Consider the following 18673-nt stretch of genomic DNA (forward strand, 5'->3'; position numbering starts at 1 on the left):
CTCACCGTTCTTCGTGGTCGCTGTCGCCGCGTGCGGCGTCTTCGAGTTCGCTCAGCACCTGTTCCTCCACCAGGTCCGCCAGGGCGGCGACGGTGCGGTTGACCAGGACGTCGCGGGGCGTGAGGGTCACGCCGAAGAGGTCGTTGGCGCGGGAGGCGATCCGCAGGGCGCGCAGGGAGTCGCCGCCCAGGTCGAAGAAGTCGTCCTCGGCGCCCACGGTGGTCTCCAGGGACGCCTCCCACAGGGCGGCGACCGCCTCCTCGGTGGGCGTGCGGGGCGGCACGTGCCCGGCAGCCTGCTCCTGCGCCTGCGGGCCGGGCGCGGGCAGCGCGGCCCGGTCGGTCTTGCCGTTCTCCGTGAGCGGGAAGCGGTCCAGCGTCACGAACGCCGAGGGCACCATGGGGCCGGGCAGGGTGCGGGCGGCGAAGGCCCGCAGCTCAGCCGCGGCGGGTGGCTCGGCGCCGGGCGCCACGAGCAGGTGCGCCACCAGACGCGGCAGCCCCGGCTCGTCCTCCCGCACGCTCACCACGGCGTCCAGCACCGCCGGGTGGCGCACCAGGGTCGCCTCGACCTCGCCGGCCTCGATGCGGTGGCCGCGCAGCTTGAGCTGGTGGTCGGTGCGCCCGAGGTAGTGCAGTTCGCCGCGGGCGTCGCGCCGGACCAGGTCGCCGGTGCGGTACATGCGGGTGCCGGGCGGCCCGAACGGGTCGGCGGTGAAGCGGGTCGCCGTCAGGCCGGGGCGGCCCAGGTAGCCACGGGCCAGGGCCGGGCCGGCGAGCCACAGTTCGCCGGGCACCCCGTCGGGGACGGGGCGCAGGCGCGCGTCGAGGACGTAGGTGCCGGTGGCGGGCAGCGCGCGGCCGATGGGGGGCGCGCCGCCGTCCGGCTCCAGCGGGTCGGACCAGGTGGCGACGACGGTCGCCTCGGTGGGCCCGTAGGAGTTGACCATGCGGTGGTGCGGTGCCCACCGGGCGACCAGTTCGGCCCGGCATGCGTCCGCGCCGACGATCAGGGTGCGCAGGTCCGGCAGGGTGCCGGGGGTGTCCGGCGGGAGGGTGGCGAGCGCGGCGGGCGGCAGCAGGGTGTGCGTGATGCGCGCGGTGCGCAGGAAGCCGGCCAGGTCGGCGCCGAGCAGCGGGCCGGGCGGCGGCACGACGAGGGCCGCGCCGCTCGGCCAGGCCATGCACAGCTCCAGCACGGAGGCGTCGAAGCTGGGCGTGGCGAAGGCCAGGACTCGGTCGCCCGCGCCCACTTGGTAGTGCGCGGCCTCGGCGGCGGCGAAGCCGGCCAGCCCGCGGTGGGTGACGACGACGCCCTTGGGAGTGCCGGTGGAACCGGAGGTGTAGATGACGTACGCCGGGTCGTCGAGGTGGAGCGGGCGGATCCGGTCGGTGTCGGTGGGCCGGTGGCCGGACGTGCCGTCGGGCGGGGCGGCGAGCAGGCCGGCGACCTCCTCGGCGGTCAGGGTGACGGCGGGGTCCGCGTCGCGCAGCATCAGCGCGACCCGCTCGGCCGGGTAGCCGGGGTCCACCGGGAGGAAGGCGGCACCGGCCTTGGCGACGGCGAGCTGGGCGAGGACCATGTCCGCCGAGCGCGGCAGGACCAGCGCGACGAGGTCACCGGGCCCGGCCCCGCGTGCGACGAGGTGGTGCGCCAGCCGGTTGGCGTGGGCCTCCGCCTCGGCGAAGGTCAGCGTCGACTCCCCCGTGTCGAGGGCGGTGCGGTCGGGCCACCGGTCGGCCGCGGCCTCGATCAGCGCGGGCAGCGTCGCCGGGGGCACCGGCGGCAGCTGCGGGCGTGCGGGGCCGTGCAGCAGGCGGTGGCGTTCCGCGGGCGGCAGCACGTCGACGGCGCGTAGCGGCGCCCGGTCACCGGATTCGGCGAGCGCGGTCAGGGTGTGCGTCAGCCGGGCGGCCAGGGCCTCGGCCGTCGTCTCGTCGAAGTACCGGGGGTCGTAACCGAGTTCCACGCTCAGCTCGTCGCCGGGTGAGATGACCACGGTGAGCGGGTAGTTGGTCGCCTCGCGGGCGTCGAGGTCCCGGATCCGCACGCCGTGCGCGCCCGCCGTGGTGTCGCCCACGGGATAGTTCTCGAAGACCAGCAGGCTGTCGAACAGGGCTGTGCCGGGCGGCAGTTCGCTCCACTGGTGGAGGTCCGTCAGCGGCACGTGGTCGAAGCGCCGGTCCTCCGCGCGGGCGGCCTGGAGCTCCCGCAGCCACGCCGCGCACGGCGCGGACTCGTCCACGGTGATCCGCGCGGGCAGGGTGGTGATGAACAGGCCGGTGATCATGTCCGCGCCCGGCAGGTCGGCGGGCCGGCCGGAGACGGTGGTGCCGAAGCAGACTTCCCGCTCGCCGCACGCGCGGGCCAGCAGCAGCGCCCAGGCGCCCTGCACCAGCGTGTTGAGGGTGAGCCGGTGGCGGCGGGCGAAGTCCGTGAGCCGGGCGGTGCCGTCGGCGCGGAGCCGCCGGGACAGCCAGGTCCCCGACCGGGCGGCGGCGCCCGGGGCGGGCCTGCGGTCGTAGGGCAGCGCGGTGGGCGCAGCGTACCCGGCGAGGGCGGTCTTCCAGTGCTCCTCGGCGGCGGCCGCGTCCCGGCCGGCCAGCCAGGCGGCGTAGTCGGCGAAGGGCCTCCGCCGGGGCAGTTCCGGCTCGCTGCCGGCGGCGAGCGCGGCGTGTGCGGCCATCACGTCCGACAGGACGTGGAAGACGCTCCAGCCGTCCAGCAGGACGTGGTGGAAGGTCCACACCACGCGCACCTCGTCGGGGCCGAGCCGGATCAGGGTGACGCGCAGCAGCGGGGGGCCGTCCAGGTCGATGCCCCGGGCGCGGTCCTCGTCGAGCAGGCGCCGGAGTGCGGTGTCCCGCCGCGCCGAGTCCAGACGGCTCCAGTCGAGTTCGGTGACGGGCAGGGTGACGTGGCGGTGGACGGTCTGGAGCGGGACCGGGACCTCGCCAGGGGCCACGGCGGTGCGCAGCACGGGCGTGTGGTCCACGACGTGCTGCCAGGCGGTCGCGAGCAGCCGGGGCTCGCGCACGCCGTCCGCGACGAAGGTGATCTGCTCGACGTACAGGCCCTCGCCGGGCTCGTCCATGCCGTGCACGACCATGCCGGTCTGCGTGGGGGTGAGGGGGTAGACGTCCGTGACGTCACGCCCGTCGCCGGCCAGCCGGTCGACGGCCCGCTGGTCCAGTGCGGCCAGCGGGAAGTCCGACGGGGTGCGGCCGCCCGCGCCCGGCTCGGCGCAGTGCCGGACGATCTCGCGCAGTTCCGCCGCCGTCTCCCGCGCGAGGCGTGCGACGGTGTCGCGCCGGTGCACCCGCCGGGAGTACGACCAGGTGAACTCCATTCGTCCGCCTATGACTTGACCGAGGACGTCGATGAGGTGCGGCCGGTCCGCCGCGCGGTCCATGCCGCCGGTCAGCCCGCCGTGGGGGGCCCGCAGCAGGCCGTCGGCGGCGGTCCGGTCCTGCTGTCCGAGGTAGTTGAAGCCCACCTGCGGCAGGCCGGGCAGGTCGCGTCCCGCCGTGGGGTGCAGGTGCCGCAGCGCGCCGTAGCCCACTCCCCCGCGCGGTACGGCGCGGAGGTTCTCCTTGACCGTCTTCAGCGCGGTGGCGAGGTCGGCGTCGCGGGGCACGTCGAGGCTCACGGGGAACATGGTGGTGAACCAGCCGACCGTGCGGGCGAGGTCGACGTCGTCGAAGAGGTCCTCGCGGCCGTGGCCCTCCAGCGCGAGGACCACCCGGTCCTGGCCCGTCCAGCGGGCCAGGACCCGGCCGACGGCGCACAGCAGGACGTCGTTGACGCGGGTGCGGTAGGCGTCCGGGACCTCCTGCAGCAGCCGGCGGGTGTCCTCCTCGCCGAGGCTCACCGTCACGGTCTCCTCGTCGGCGCCCGCGTTGCCGCCGTCGAGGTCGGTGGGCAAGGCGGTGGGGCGCAGGCCGCTCCAGTGCGCGAGCTCGTCGTCGAAGCCGCCGTCCGCGGTGTACGCGGCCAGGCGCCGGGCCCAGGTGCGGAAGGACGTCGTCTTCGCCCCCAGGTCGGGCGTGGCACCGGCGCGCAGGGCCCGGTGGGCGGCCTCGAGGTCGTCCGCGATCAGCCGCCAGGACACCGCGTCGACGACGAGGTGGTGGGCGGCCAGCACGAGGACGGGCGGGCGGTTGCCGTCGGGGCGGCACAGGGCGGCCTTGACCAGCGGCCCGCCGGCCAGGTCGAACCCGGCGCACAGGTCCGCGGCCACGGCGGCCGCCTCCTCCGGCCTGTCGTGCAACTCCAGGTGCGGCGCGGGGCCGGGCGGCGTGCCGTACTGGCGCCATCGCCCGTCACCGTCCTGTTCGTAGCGCATGCGCAGCGCGTCGTGGTGCTCCAGCACCGCCGCGAGGGCGGCGCGCAGCAGCGCCGGGTCGGTGCCGGGTGCCAGCTCGAAGGACACCGCCTGGGTGAGGCGGGCCGGGTCGCCGGTGAGGGTGTCGAACAGCCAGTGCTGTACGGGCGTGAGGGGCACGTCCCCGACGACCGGGCCCTGTTCCGCGTCGGCCGCCGCGGCCGGGACCTCCTCGACCGCCGCGGCCAGTTCGGCGACCGTCTGGTGCTGGAAGAGGTGCCGGGGCGTCAGCGCGAGGCCCGCGCGGCGGGCGGCGGACACGATCTGGATGCCGAGGATGGAGTCGCCGCCGAGCGCGAAGTAGTTGTCCGTCGCGCCCACGTCGGCCACGCCCAGCACCTCGGACCAGATCGCGGCGAGTGTCCGCTCGCCGGCGGTGCGCGGCGGCCGGGTGCCCTCCGCGGAGGGGGCGGACCAGACCGGTGCGGGCAGGGCCCGCCGGTCCAGCTTGCCGGTGGCGCCCAGCGGCAGCCGCTCCAGCGGCACCACGACGGCCGGGACCAGGTGATCGGGCAGCGTCCGGGCCAGGAAGGCGCGCAGGTCGGCCGGTGCGGGGGTGTCGCCGCCGCCGGGCACGGCGTAGGCCACGAGGCGCTTGTGGCCGTCGTGTTCCACGACCCGGGCGGCGGCCGCGGCCACCTCGGGATGCCCGGCCAGCGCGGCCTCCACCTCGCCGAGTTCGATGCGGAAGCCGCGCACCTTGACCTGGTCGTCGGTGCGGCCGAGGTACAGCAGGTCGCCGTCGGCCGTCCAGCGGACCAGGTCGCCGGTGCGGTACATGCGGCCGCCGGGCGGGCCGAAGGGGTCGGCGAGGAAGCGGGACGCGGTCAGGCCGGGCCGGTTCAGGTAGCCGCGGGCCACGCCCGTCCCGGCGAGGTACAGCTCGCCGGGCGCCCCGACGGGCACGGGGCGCAGGCGGGCGTCGAGGACGTAGGCGCGGGCGCCGCCGACGGGCCGGCCGATGGGCGGGTCCCGGTCGGGGTCGGCCGGGTCGCAGGTGAAGGCGGTGGCGTAGACGGTGGCCTCGGTGGGGCCGTAGATGTTCATGACCCGGCAGCCGGGGATCGCCGCGTGCACCTGGCGGACGGCGCGGGCGGGCAGCGCCTCACCGGCCAGGACGACGGTGTCGGCCGTGACGCGCACGGTGTCCTCGGCCAGCAGGCGGCCCAGGGCGGAGGGGACGGCGCTGAGCAGTCCGGCGCGCCACGGGCCTGGCCGTTCGGCGAGGGCCAGCACGTCGCGGACCAACTCGACGTGGCCGCCGGCCAGCAGCGGCGAGAGGATCTCGAACACGGAGACGTCGAAGTTGAGCGACGTGGAGGCCACGACGTGGGCGAGTCCGCGGCCGGTGAACTCGGCGGCGGCCCAGTCGGTCAGCGCCACCACCGAGGTGTGGGAGACGACGACGCCCTTGGGGCGGCCGGTGGAGCCGGAGGTGTGGATGACGTAGGCGGGGTGCTCCGGCAGCAGCGTGCCCCGCCTCTCCCCGTCGCTCACGGGGGCGGCGGACGCGGCGGCCAGGCGCTCGACGCAGGCCGCGTCGTCCAGGACGATCCGCGTGTACGGGCCGTCCGGCAGCCGCCCGGAGGTCTCCGCGCGGGTGATCACCGCGTCGGGCCGGACGTCCTCGAAGAGGAACGCGATGCGGTCCGCCGGGTGGCCGGGGTCGACCGGGAGGTAGGCGGCGCCGCTCTTGAGGACCGCGAGGAGCGCCACGATGAGGTCGGCGGTGCGGGGCAGGGCCAGCGCGACGAACCGCTCCGGTCCGGCGCCGGCGTCGATCAGGAGGCGGGCCAGCCGGTCGGCGCGCTCGTCGAGCTGCCGGTACGTCAGGTGCTCGGCGCCGGCGGTCACGGCCGGGGCGTCGGGGGTGCGGGCGGCCTGGGCCGCGAAGGCGTCCGTGATGGTGCGGCGCGGGAGTCCCGCCACCGGTCCGGCGAGCCGGTCGAGCAGGCGGCGGCCGTCGTCCGGTGCGAGTACCGGCAGGTCGGCCAGGCGGCGGCCGGCGCCGTCGGCCATCGAGGTCAGCAGGGTGCGCAGGGCCGCGCCGAGCCCCTCGACGGTGGCGGCGTCGAAGGCCGCCGGGTCGTAGTCGAGGGACACGGTCACGTCGTCGCCGGGGGCGACGACCACGCTGAGCGGGTAGTTGGTCGGCTCCAGGTCGCGTTCCTGCTCGACGGCGAGCCCGTGCCGGGCCAGGGCGCCCGCGTCGAAGGGGTAGTTCTCGAAGACGACGATGCTGTCGAACAGGTTGGTGCCGCCGGGGACCTCGCTCCAGGCCTGGACCTGGGCGAGGGAGACGAAGTCGTGGCCGCGGGCCTCGGACTGGGCGGCCTGCACCTCGCGCAGCCAGCCCAGCAGGGGGCGGCGGCCGTCGATCCGCAGCCGGGTGGGCACGGTGTTGATGAACAGGCCCACCATGGAGGTCACGCCGGGCAGTTCGCCCGGGCGTCCGGATACGGTCGTGCCGAAGACGACGTCGTCACCGCCGCCGTAGTGGTGCAGCAGCAGGCCCCAGGCGCCCTGGAGCATCGTGTTGACGGTCAGCCCGGCCCGCTGCGCGGTCTCCTTCAGCCGCGCCGAGACCTCCTGCCCGAGGGCCACCCGGACCGTTCCCGACGACGACGTGCGGTGGACCCCGCCGGGTCGCCGGTCGCGCGGCAGCGCGGTGGGCGCGGCGAAGCCGGCCAGTGTCTCGCGCCAGTAGCGCTCCGCACGGCTGCTGTCCTGGGCGGCCAGCCACCGCAGGTAGTCGGCGAAGGGCCCCCGGCCGGGCACCTGCGGGCGGCGTCCGGCGGTCAGCGCCGCGTACCGCTCGCACACCTCGTCGAACACCTGCGCCGCGCTCCAGCCGTCGAGCAGGACGTGGTGGAACGTCCACACCATGCGCACCCGGTCCGGTGCCAGGCGGATCAGCGCGAGCCGCATGAGAGGGGCCGCGCCCAGGTCGATCCCGGCCCGCCGGTCCGCTTCGAGCAGCGGCTCCATGTCCCGCGCGCACTGCTCGGCGGACCGCCCGGTCCAGTCGTGGTGGGTGACGGGCACGACGGCCCGCCGCTCCACCACCTGGAGGGGTTCGGCGGTCTCCTGCCACACCAGGCGGGTGCGCAGGATCGGGTTGGCGTCCGCAGTGTGCTGCCACGCCTCGGCGAGCGCGTGCGGGTCGGTGAGGCCGTGCAGCACCACCTGCACCTGGTTCACGTAGGTCCGGGACCTGGAGTCCAGCAGGCTGTGGAACAGCATGCCCGCCTGCATCGGCGTGAGCGGGTACACGTCCTCCACGGTGCGTCCGTCGCCCGCGATCCGGTCGACGGCGGCCTGGTCGAGCCGGGCCAGCGGGAAGTCCGAGGGCGTGCGGCCGCCGGCGTCCGGGGCGGCGCAGTGCGCGACGATCTCCTCCAGTGCGCGCCGCATGCCCGTGGCGAGGGCGGCGACCGTCTCCTCGCGGTGGCGTCCGCCGCTGTAGTGCCAGGTGATCTCCAGCTCGTCGCCCTCGACGCGGGCCACCACGTCCAGCAGGTGCGGGCGCGGCGCCCCGGGGTCCTCGGCGCCGCCCAGACCGCCGGGAACGGACCCGACCAGCGCGCCGCCGTCGGCCGACCAGTCGAACCGGCCCAGGTAGTTGAAGCTGATGCCGGGCAGCGGAGCGGCGGCGAGCGCCTCGTCGCCCGCGAGGTGACGCAGAGCGCCGTAGCCGACGCCCCGGTCGGGGACGGCCCGCAGCTGCTCCTTGACGGACTTCAGCGCGGCCCCCCAGTCCCCCTCGGGCAGTTCGAGGGCGACCGGGAAGAGGCTGGTGAACCAGCCGACCGTGCGGGACAGGTCCAGGTCGTCGAAGAGCTGGTCCTCGCGGCCGTGCCCCTCCAGTCCCACGGCGACGGTGGCGCGGCCGGTCCAGTCGGCCAGCACGCGGCCGAGGGCGGTCAGCAGGACGTCGTCGATGCGGGTGCGGTAGACGCCGGGGACCCGGCGCAGCAGGTCGTCGGTCCGCCGGCGGTCCAGGCGCACGGTCACGGCGCGCAGGTCGGCGGCGGTGTTGCCGCCGTCGAGCTCCACCGGCAGCGGTGCGGCGCAGTGCCGCGACACGGCCTCCCAGTGGGCGCGCTGGGCCGCGAAGTGCCCCTCGCGGGTGCGACGGGTGAGCCGCCGCACCCATTCCCGCGCGGACGTCGTGCGCTGCGGCAGCCGGATCGGCTCGCCGGCCCGGGCCTGGCGGTAGGCGGTCTCCAGGTCCTCCAGCAGGACGCGCCAGGAGACGCCGTCGACGATCAGGTGGTGGGCGGCCAGCAGCAGGCGCGCGGGCCCGTCCGCGCGGGTGAACAGCCGGGCGGCGACCAGCGGGCCGGTGTCCAGCCGGAAGCCGGTGTGCGCCTCGTGGGAGAGGCGGTCCTCGGCCTGTGCGGCGGCCTCGGCGTCGAGCGCGCTCAGGTCGTGGGCCTCCAGCAGGCGGGGCGCCTCGGTGTCCGGGGCGGTGATCTCCTGGCGCCAGGTGCCGTCCGCGGCGCGGGTGAAGCGGGCGCGCAGGGCGTCGTGGTGGGCCCACAGCGCGGCCAGGGCCGCGGCCAGCGCGCCGGTGTCCACGTTCCCGGCCGTCTCGACGAGCACGGACTGGTTGAAGTACTCCGGGCGCGGCGGCTCGGCGTCGAGGAACCAGTGCTGGATCGGGGTGAGCCCGGCCTCGCCGGTCACCGGAGCGGTGCCCGCGACGGTCGCGGCCGCGCCGGTCGCGGCGGTGGCCAGGGCGGCGAGCGTGGGGTGCCGGAACAGGTCCCTCGGGGTCAGTGCCAGACCGGCGGTGCGGGCGCGGGAGACGACCTGGATGCTGACGATCGAGTCGCCGCCCAGCACGAAGAAGTTGTCGTCGGCGCCGACCCGTTCCACGCCCAGGAGCTCGGCCCAGATCCCGGCGAGCACCCGCTCGGCCTCCGTGCGCGGCGCGCGGTAGGCGGTGTCGGCCGCCGCCGACAGGTCGGGTTCGGGCAGGCGCCGGCGGTCGACCTTGCCGTTGGCGGTCAGGGGCAGCTCGGCCACGGTGACGAACGCGGCCGGGATCATGTAGTCGGGCAGGTCGCCGGAGAGGCGGTCGCGCAGCTCCCCCGCCGAAGGCACCGCCGCGCCGGGGGCGGGCACCAGGTGGGCGACCAGGCGTTTGCGGCCCGCGTGGCGCGACACGGACACCACGGCCTCGGCGATCGCCGGGTGCGCGGTGAGCCGGGCCTCGATCTCGGCGGGTTCCACCCGGAAGCCGCGGATCTTGATCTGGTCGTCGGCGCGTCCCACGAAGTGCAGTTCGCCGTCGGCGCTCCAGCGCACGATGTCGCCGGTGCGGTACATCCGGCCGCCGGGCGGGCCGAACGGGTCGGCCAGGTAGCGGGCCGCCGTCGCCCCGGGGCGCCCGGTGTAGCCGCGGGCGAGTCCGGCGCCGGCGAGGTACAACTCGCCCGGGATACCGGGAGGTTGGGGCTGCAGCGCGCCGTCCAGGACGTACACCCGGGTGTCGTCCAGGGGGCGGCCGATCGGCAGCGTCGCGGGGAGCGCGTCACCGGCGCGGAAGACGCGCCGGGTGGCGAAGGCGGTGGTCTCGGTGGGGCCGTACACGTCGACGACGGTCAGGTCCGGGCAGGCGTCCAGCACGCGCCGTACGGCGGAGCCGGGCACGGCCTCGCCGCCGGTCCACACCTCGCGTGCGCCGGACAGGCAGGCGGGGTCCTCCTGGGCGAGCAGGCGGAACAGGCCGACGGTCAGGAACAGGCAGCTCACGCCCTGTTCGGTGAGCGCGTGGCGTACGGCGGCTGCCTCCAGGTCCCCGGGCGGGGCGAGCACGGCCGTGCCGCCGCGCAGCAGCGGCACCCACAGCTCGTAGGTGGAGGCGTCGAAGGCGTGCGGGGAGTGCACGAGGACCCGGTCGTGGGCGGCGAAGGCGCGGTCGAGGGCGAGCGCGGCGACGTCCCGCTGCCGCACCGCCACGCCCTTGGGGGCGCCGGTGGAGCCGGAGGTGAACATCAGGTACTGGACGTTGTCCGGGTGGACGCGGGGCGCGACCGCCGGTTCCTGAGGCGGGGCGCTGTCGTCGTCCGGCCGCAGCACGTGCTCCTTCGGGAGGAGGGCCGTGGCCGTCTCCTCCCAGGCCTCGTCGGTGAGCAGCAGGCCGGCGCCGGCTTCCGCGAGCATCGTGCGCAGCCGCTCCCGGGGCGCCCTGCCGTCGAGGGGGACGTACACGCCGCCGAGGCGGGCGAGGGCGACCTGGGTGACGACGAGGCGGGCCGAGCGGTCCATCAGGACGCCGACGGCGGCCTCCGGGCGGACCCCGCGCGCGGCCAGCCGGGCGGCCAGTGCCGCGGCCCGGTGGTCGAGTTCGCGGTAGGTGAGCCGCTCGTCGCCGGCCAGCAGCGCGACGGCGTCGGGGGTGCGCCGCACCTGTGCGGCGAACAGGTCCGCGGTGGTCGCCGCGGGGTTGCCGGTGGCGGTGTCGTTCCACGTGTGGAGCACCTGCTCGCGCCGGGCGGCCGTCAGCAGGGGCAGGCGGGCGGGCGTGCTTCCCGGCGCGGTGGCGAGGCCGTCCAGCAGGACGGTGAGGTACTCGGCCGTCCGCTCGACGGTGGCGGCGTCGAAGAGGTCCGGGTCGTAGCCGAGGCGCAGGGCGAGTTCCGTGCCAGGGTAGGCGACGAGGCTGAGCGGGTAGTTGGTGGTCTCGATGCCGTCCAGGCCGGTGAGCCGCAGCCCGTGCGCGGCGGCGAGCGAGTCGTCGACCGGGTAGTTCTCGAACACCACGATGCTGTCGAACAGGGCGGCGCGCTCGGGCAGCCGGGTGAAGGCCTTCATGCGGTGCAGCGGCACGTGGTCGTGGCGGCGGTCCTCGCTCTGGTCCTGCTGGAGCCGGGCCAGCCAGGTGAGCAGCGGCTGGTCGCGCGGCACGGTCACGCGGGTGGGCAGGGTCGCGATGAACAGGCCGGTCATGGCGTCGGCCCCGGGCAGCTCGGGCGGCCGTCCGGAGACGGTGGTGCCGAAGACCACCTCGTCGGTCGCCGCCTGACGGCCGAGCAGCAGCGCCCAGGCGCCCTGCACGAGGGTGTTCATGGTCAGGCCCGCCGTCCTGGCCAGGCCGCGCAGGGCCCGGGTGGTGGACTCGGGCACCGTGACGCGCACCGCCCGCGTCGACTCCGCGCGGTGGCTCTCGCGGGGCTCGCGGTCGAAGGGCAGCGCGGTGGTGCCGTCGAGGCCGTTCAGACGGCTCTGCCAGTGCCGTTCGGCCTCGGCCCGGTCGGCGCGGTCCCGCAGCCAGGCGACGTAGTCGCGGAAGGGGCGGCGGTCGGGCAGCGGGGCGTGCGCCGCACCCGTCAGGCCGGCGTGGCAGGCGAAGACGTCGGAGAGGACCTGGAACAGGCTCCAGCCGTCCAGGATCAGGTGGTCGAAGGACCACACGACACGGACCGCGCGGTCGGAGACCCTGGCCAGCACCAGGCGCTGGAGCGGCGCGCGCGTCAGGTCGACTCCGCGGGCGCGGTCCTGGTCGAGGAGTGCGCGCAGCCGTTCGTCGCGCTCGGCGTCGGACAGCTCGCGCCAGTCGAGCCGCTCCACCGGCACCGCTGCCCGGCACTGCACCACCAGCAGCGGCTCGGGCACGTCCTGCCACACCACGCGGGCGCGGAGCACCGGGGTACGGTCCGTGATCCGCTGCCAGGCGTCCGCGAGGACGGCCGGGTCCGCCACGCCGTCGAGGACGAAGGTCAGTTGCTGGAAGTACACGCCGCGGTCGTCCTGCGAGAGCCGGTGGAAGAGCATGCCGGCCTGGGTGGGCGTGAGGGGGTGTACGTCCTCCACGTCCGCGGGGTCCTCGCCCACGATGCGGTCGACGTGCGTCTGGTCGAGCCGGGCGAGCGGGAAGTCCGAGGGGGTGCGTCCGGCGGCGCCGGGCCGGGACGCGTGGCGGGCGAGGCCGGCCAGCGCGTCGGCGAACCGTTCCGCGAGGTCCTCTACGGTGTCCCGCCGGTGCAGCGCGTCCGAGTAGAACCAGGTGAACTCCAGGCCTTCCTCGTCCAGTCGGCCCACGACCTCCAGGGCGTGGGGGCGGGGCGCCGAGGGGTCCGCGTCCAGCTCCAGCGGGCGGAACAGGCCGGCGTACAGCCCCTCGGAGGTGCCGGACAGCCCGAAGCGGCCCAGGTAGTTGAAGCTGATCTGCGCGGGGGTCGCCGGCAGCGGTGCGGTGTCGCCGCCCGGCCGGGTCAGCAGGCCGTGGCCGAGGCCGTGCCGGGGCACCGCGCGCAGCTGCTCCTTGACCTGCTTGAGCACGGCGTCCCAGTCCGCCGCGGGCGGGACGCCGAGGGCGACGGGGTGGCGGGTGGTGAACCAGCCGACGGTGCGGCTGGTGTCGACGTCGGCGAACAGGTCCTCGCGCCCGTGGCCTTCGACGTCCACCAGCACCCGGTCGTGCCCGGTCCAGCCGCACAGCACCCGGCCGAGGGCGGCGAGCAGGACGTCGTTGGCCTGGGTGCGGTAGGTCTCGGGAAGGGTGCGCAGGAGCAGATCGGTGTCCTCGGAGCCGAGGCGTACCGTCACCGAGCGCTGGGAGGCGTAGGTGTTGGTGCCCGTCCGGTCCGACGGCAGGGCGGCCCGGGCGCCGTCGGTCGCCCGCGTCCAGTACTCCTTCTCGTCGTCGAAGCCGCCGGCGGCGGCGTGCGCGGCGAGGCGCTCGGCCCACTGACGCAGCGGGGAGGACTTGCGGGGCAGCTCCGCCGCTCCGTCCCCGCCGGCGCGGCGGGCGCGGTAGGCCAGGTCCAGGTCCTCCAGCAGCAGGCGCCAGGAGACTCCGTCGACGACGAGGTGGTGGACGGCCAGGTGCAGGACGGGCGGCCGTCCGGGGCCCCGGTCGTGCAGGACGGCACGCAGCATCGGTCCGTGGGGCAGGTCGTGGGGGCCGAGGTGCGGGGTGTCGGTGTCCGGGCCGGTGTGGCGGGCGAGGCGGAAGCGGGCGGCCGGGCCGTCGATCAGCCACCGTACGCCCGGCCCGTCGGCGGGGAAGCGGGAGCGCAGGGCGTCGTGGTGGGTGATCACGTCGTCGAGGGCGGCTTCGAGGGCTTGCGCGTCGACGTCGGCGCGCAGTTCCACCGAGAGGGTCTGGCCGAAGTGCCCGGCCCCCTCCGTGGCATGGTCGAAGAGCCAATACTGGATGGGGGTCAGCGGGGCGGGGCCGGTCGCGTCGACGGGTGCGGCCACGGCGGCGGGGCGCCGGATTCCCGCCTCGTCGGCGCGGCGAGCCAGGGCGGCGACCGTCTGGTGCCGGTACACGTCCCGCGAGGTGATCGTCAGGCCCGCCTGCCGGGCCTGGGCGACGACCTGGATGCTGAGGATGGAGTCGCCGCCCAGCGCGAAGAAGTTGTCGTCCGCTCCCACCCGCTCCACGTGCAGGACGTCGGCCCAGATGGCGGCGAGGGTCCGTTCGGTGGGGGTGCGGGGGGTGACGTGGCGTGCGGCCGTACCCGCCGGTGCGGGCTCGGGGAGGCGGCCGCGGTCCAGCTTGCCGTTGGCGTTGAGCGGCAGGGCGGGCAGCACGACGACGGCCGCCGGGACCATGTAGTCGGGCAGGGTGCGCCCGAGTTCGCGGCGTACCGCCTCCGGGTCCACGCGGGCGCCGGGGGCGGGGACGACGTACCCGGCCAGGCGGCGGTGGCCGTCGGCGTCGCGGACGGTCGCGGCGGCCTCGGTGACGCCCGCGCAGTGGCGCAGTGCCTCCTCCACCTCGCCCAGTTCGATGCGGAAGCCGCGCACCTTGACCTGCTGGTCGATGCGGCCGAGGTACTCGAGCAGGCCGTCGGCGCTCCAGCGCACGAGGTCGCCGGTGCGGTACATGCGGTCGCCGGGGGCGCCGAACGGGTCGGCGACGAACCGGGCCGCGGTGAGTCCCGGGCGGCCCAGGTAGCCGCGGGCCAGTCCGCCGCCACCCAGGTACAGCTCGCCGGTGACCCCGGGGGGTTGGGGGCGCAGGAGGCGGTCCAGCACGTAGGCGCGGGTACGGGCCACGGGGCGGCCGATGGGCGGGGCCTGGTCGGGGACGGCGCCGTGGGCGAACCAGGCGGTGGCGTAGACGGTGCCCTCTGTCGGGCCGTACAGGTTCGCCACCTGGGCCGAGGGCATGGCGTCCATGACGTCCCGTACGGTCCGGGCGGGCAGGGCCTCGCCGGCCAGGACGACGGTGCCGGCCTCGACGGTGCCGCCGGCGCCGAGCATGCGGGAGAGCACGGACGGGACGCCGCTGAGGAGTCCCACCTTGCGCGGGCCGTCGGCGTCGGCGAGGGACGGGAGGTCGGCGACCACCTCGACGCCGCCGCCGGCCGTTAGCGGGCACAGCAGCTCGAAGACGGACACGTCGAAGTTGAGGGAGGTGGACGCGACGACGTGCGCCAGCCCGTGCGCGCCCAACGTCTCCTGGGCCCAGGAGGCCAGCGCGGTCACGCTGCGGTGGGTGACGACCACGCCCTTGGGACGGCCGGTGGAGCCGGAGGTGTAGATGACGTAGGCGGGGTGGCACGGGTCGAGCGGGCGGATCCGGTCGGCGTCGGTCAGGTCCGTCTCACCCTCGCCGGACGGCTCGGCGTCCTCCAGGAGGAGCGGGTCGCAGTCGTCGGGGACCGCGCGGACGGTGTCGCGGGTGGCGACGACGAGGGCGGGGGCCGCGTCGTCGAGCATGTAGCGGATCCGCTCGGCGGGATAACCGGGGTCGACGGGCAGGTACCCGGCGCCCGACTTCAGGACGGCCCACAGCATCGGCAGCAGGTCGGCCGAGCGCGGCAGGCAGAGCGCCACCAGGGACTCCGGACCCGCGCCGTGCCTCGTCAGCAGCCGGGCGAGGCGGTTGGCGCGCCGGTTGAGCGCGGCGTAGTCCAGCCGGGCCTCGCCGCAGGTCACGGCGGTCCGGTCGGGGGTTCGGCGCACCTGGGCCTCGAACAGCGCCGGGAGCGTGGTGCCGACGGCGTGGTCACCGGCCGGCGCGGGCGGGTTCCAGGAGTCGAGGAGCGTGCGCCGCTCGTCGTCCGACAGCAGCGGCAGTTCGGCCAGCGTCCGGTGCGGACCGTCCGCCATGCCCTCCAGCAGGCGGTGCAGCTGCCGGCTCATCCGGGCCGCGGTCGCCGCCTCGTACAGGTCGGTGTTGTACTCGACGGTCAGCTCGCAGCCGCCGTCGGCGCGCGGCGCGAACTCCAGCACGAGGTCGAAGCGGGCGGCCGGGCGCGGCAGCGGGTGCTCCTCGATCCGCACCCCGGCCGCCACCGGCGGGCGGTCGGGCGCCGTCTGCTGCACCACCAGCACCTGCACCAGCGGTGTGCGGCTGGGGTCGCGCGGCGGGGCCAGTTCCTCGACCACCCGGTCGAAGGGCACGCCGTCGTGCGCGAAGGCGTCGAGGACGGTCGCGCGCACGGACTCCACGAACCGGTCGACGGTGAGGGCGTCGTCGACCTGGCCGCGCAGCACCACGGTGTTGGCGAAGAAGCCCGTCACGTCCTCCAGTTCGCGGCGGTCCCGCCCGGTGGTGACGGTCCCGAACGCCACGTCCCGCTGTCCCGAGTAGCGGGAGAACAGCACGGCCGCGGCCCCGGCGAACAGCGTGAAGACGGTCGTGCCGCGGCCCTGGGCCAGCCGGCGCAGCCGGTCCACCAGGTGCTCGGGGAGGTCGTGGCGGTGGGCCGCGCCCGCGGTGGTGCGCACCGCCGGCCGGGGCCGGTCGGTGGGCAGTTCCAGTTGCGGCATGCCGGCCAGGTGGCGCTTCCAGTAGCCGAGGTCGCCGTCGTCCGCGGCGCCGGTGCGCCGCGCGCGCTCCCACCGCGCGAAGTCCGGGTACTGCACGCCCGGCCGGGGAAGGCCGTCCGGTTCGCCGCAGGCCTCCGCTCGGTAGAGCGCCGCGAGGTCCCGGGTCAGGACGCCGACGGACCAACCGTCGGTGACGATGTGGTGCTGGGCCAGCAGCAGGACGTGGTCCTCGGGTGCGCGGCGGACGAGCAGCGCCCGGGTGAGGGGGCCGGTCGTCAGGTCGTGGGGGCGGCGCAGTTCCTCGGTCAGCAGCCGCTCCACGGCGTCGTCCGGCCGGTCGGCGGGCAGGTCCCCGGCATCGGCGGTGCGTAGGGGCAACTCCCCCTCGGCGGCGACCATCTGGACACCCTGGCCGTCGACGGTGGCGAAGGTGGTGCGCAGGGAGTCGTGGCGGGAGGCGAGCCGGTCCAGGGCGCGGCGCAGGGCCGGCGTGTCGAGCGGGCCGCGCAGCCGCAGCGCCACGCCGGTGTTGTACTCGGCTCCGCCGCCGGCGAGGTCGTCGAGGAACCACAGGCGCCGCTGGGCGCTGGAGAGCGGGAAGGGCTCTCCGCGCGGGGCGGCGGGGATCGGGTCCGGCGGCGCGGCTGCGGACTGCTCCGCGGTCAGCGGGGCGAGCGCGGCGACGGTCCGGGCGGTGAACACGTCGCGCAGGGAGAGCCGGACGCCGAGGCCCTCGCGGATCCTGGTCAGGGTGCGGGCGGCGAGGATCGAGTCGCCGCCGAGGTCGAAGAAGTCGTCGGTGACGCCGACGGTGCCGACACCGAGGACGTCGGCCCAGATCCCGGCCAGGGTCCGCTCGGCGTCGGTGCGCGGCTCGACGTGCTCCTCGGTCGGCGCGCCGCCGGGGGCGGGCAGGGCCCGCAGGTCGGTCTTGTGCTGCGGGGTGAGCGGTATCGCGTCCAGGACGACTATGGCGGAGGGCACCATGTGGGCCGGCAGGACGGCGGCGAGGGCGGCGCGCAGCCGGGCGGGATCGGGTCTGCGGGCCGGGTCGGCGGGCGTGACGTAACCGACGAGCCGGCCGCGGGCGGGCTCCTCGTCGCGGACCACGACGACGGCCTCGCGGACGCCGGGGTCACGGGTCAGCGCTGCTTCGATCTCGCCGGGCTCGATGCGGAAGCCGCGCACCTTCACCTGCCGGTCGGCGCGGCCGAGGAACTCCAGCTCGCCGTCCGCCCGCCGGCGCACCCGGTCGCCGGTGCGGTAGAGGCGGGCGCCGGGCGGCCCGAACGGGTGGGCGACGAACCGGGTCGCGGTCAGGCCGGGCCGGCCGAGGTAGCCACGGGCCAGCCCGTCGCCGCCCACGTACAGCTCGCCATCCGTCCCGGGCGGCACCGGGCGCATCGCCGCGTCCAGGACGTGGGCCTCGGTGCCGGGCAGCGGGCTGCCGATGGCCGGTGTCCCGCTGCCGGCGGTCAGCGGTCCGGTCCAGGTGGCGACGACGGTGGCCTCGGTCGGCCCGTACGAGTTGATCACGCGGCGGCCGGGCGCCCACCGGTCGACGAGCGCGGCCGGGCACGCCTCGGCCCCGACGATCAGGGTGCGCAGGTGCGGCGCGCCGCCGTTGTCCGCGGGGTCGGGCAGGGTGGCGAGCGCGGCGGGCGGGATGAGGGCGTGGGTGATGCGGTGCTCGTCCAGGACGGCGGCCAGCTCGTCGCCCAGCCAGGGCCCGTCCGGGGGTACGACCAGCAGGGCGCCGGACAGGACGGAGACGCACAGCTCCAGCACGGAGGCGTCGAAGCTGGGTGAGGAGAACTGCAGCACGCGGTCGCCCGGGCCGGCGGCGTACCGCTCGGCGGCGGCCGCGGCGAAGCCGCCGATGCCGCGGTGCGTGACGGTGACGCCCTTGGGGGTACCGGTGGAGCCGGAGGTGTAGATGACGTACGCCGCGTGGTCGGGGAGGACCCGGCTCCGGGACGCGTACGGCTCCTGGTCCCCGTCGTCCATCAGCGCGCGGACCCGGTCCGGGTCGTCCAGCACGACGGCCGGTGCGGCGTCGGCGAGCATCAGCGCACGCCGCTCGGCCGGATAGCCGGGGTCCACCGGCAGGAAGGCGGCGCCGGCCAGGGCCACGGCCAGCTCGGCGGCGATCAGCTCCATCGAGCGCGGCAGGACCAGCGCCACCGTCTGCTCCGGGCCGGCCCCTCTCGCCACGAGGTGGGCGGCGAGACGGGCGGCCCGCCGGGCGAGTTCCCCGTACGTCCAGGTGCGCCGGCCGTCGGTCACCGCGGGGGCGTGCGGGTCGCGCGTCACCCACCCGGTGAACAGCTCACCGAGCGGGACGTGACGGGTGGCGTGCTCCGCGCGGGCCGGCGGGGCGGTGCCGGCCCGTGGGCAGCCGGGCGCGTCGGGTTGCTGGGCGTGCAGGTCCGTCATCGGGGTGAAGTCCTTCGGGCGTGGGGCGGCGCGCGGACCCGGCGCGGCGGTCGCGGGCATCCCGCGGGCACACCGGAGCGGTGCGGGGTCCTTGCGTTCGGGACGGTGCGTGAC

1 protein-coding gene is annotated in these 18673 nt (G+C 76.3%); it reads right to left on the reverse strand.

Annotated elements, in window-relative coordinates; genetic code table 11:
* Position 1: 1 nt before the first annotated feature.
* The gene (locus tag ACIPM1_RS10045) at positions 2 to 18559 is read right to left on the reverse strand and encodes a non-ribosomal peptide synthase/polyketide synthase (protein ID WP_402431497.1); all 18558 of its coding nucleotides are present in this window, start codon (positions 18557 to 18559) and stop codon (positions 2 to 4) included.
* Positions 18560 to 18673 lie beyond the last annotated feature (114 nt).

This window comes from Streptomyces sp. NPDC086766 (genome assembly GCF_044746005.1).
GTDB lineage: Bacteria > Actinomycetota > Actinomycetes > Streptomycetales > Streptomycetaceae > Streptomyces.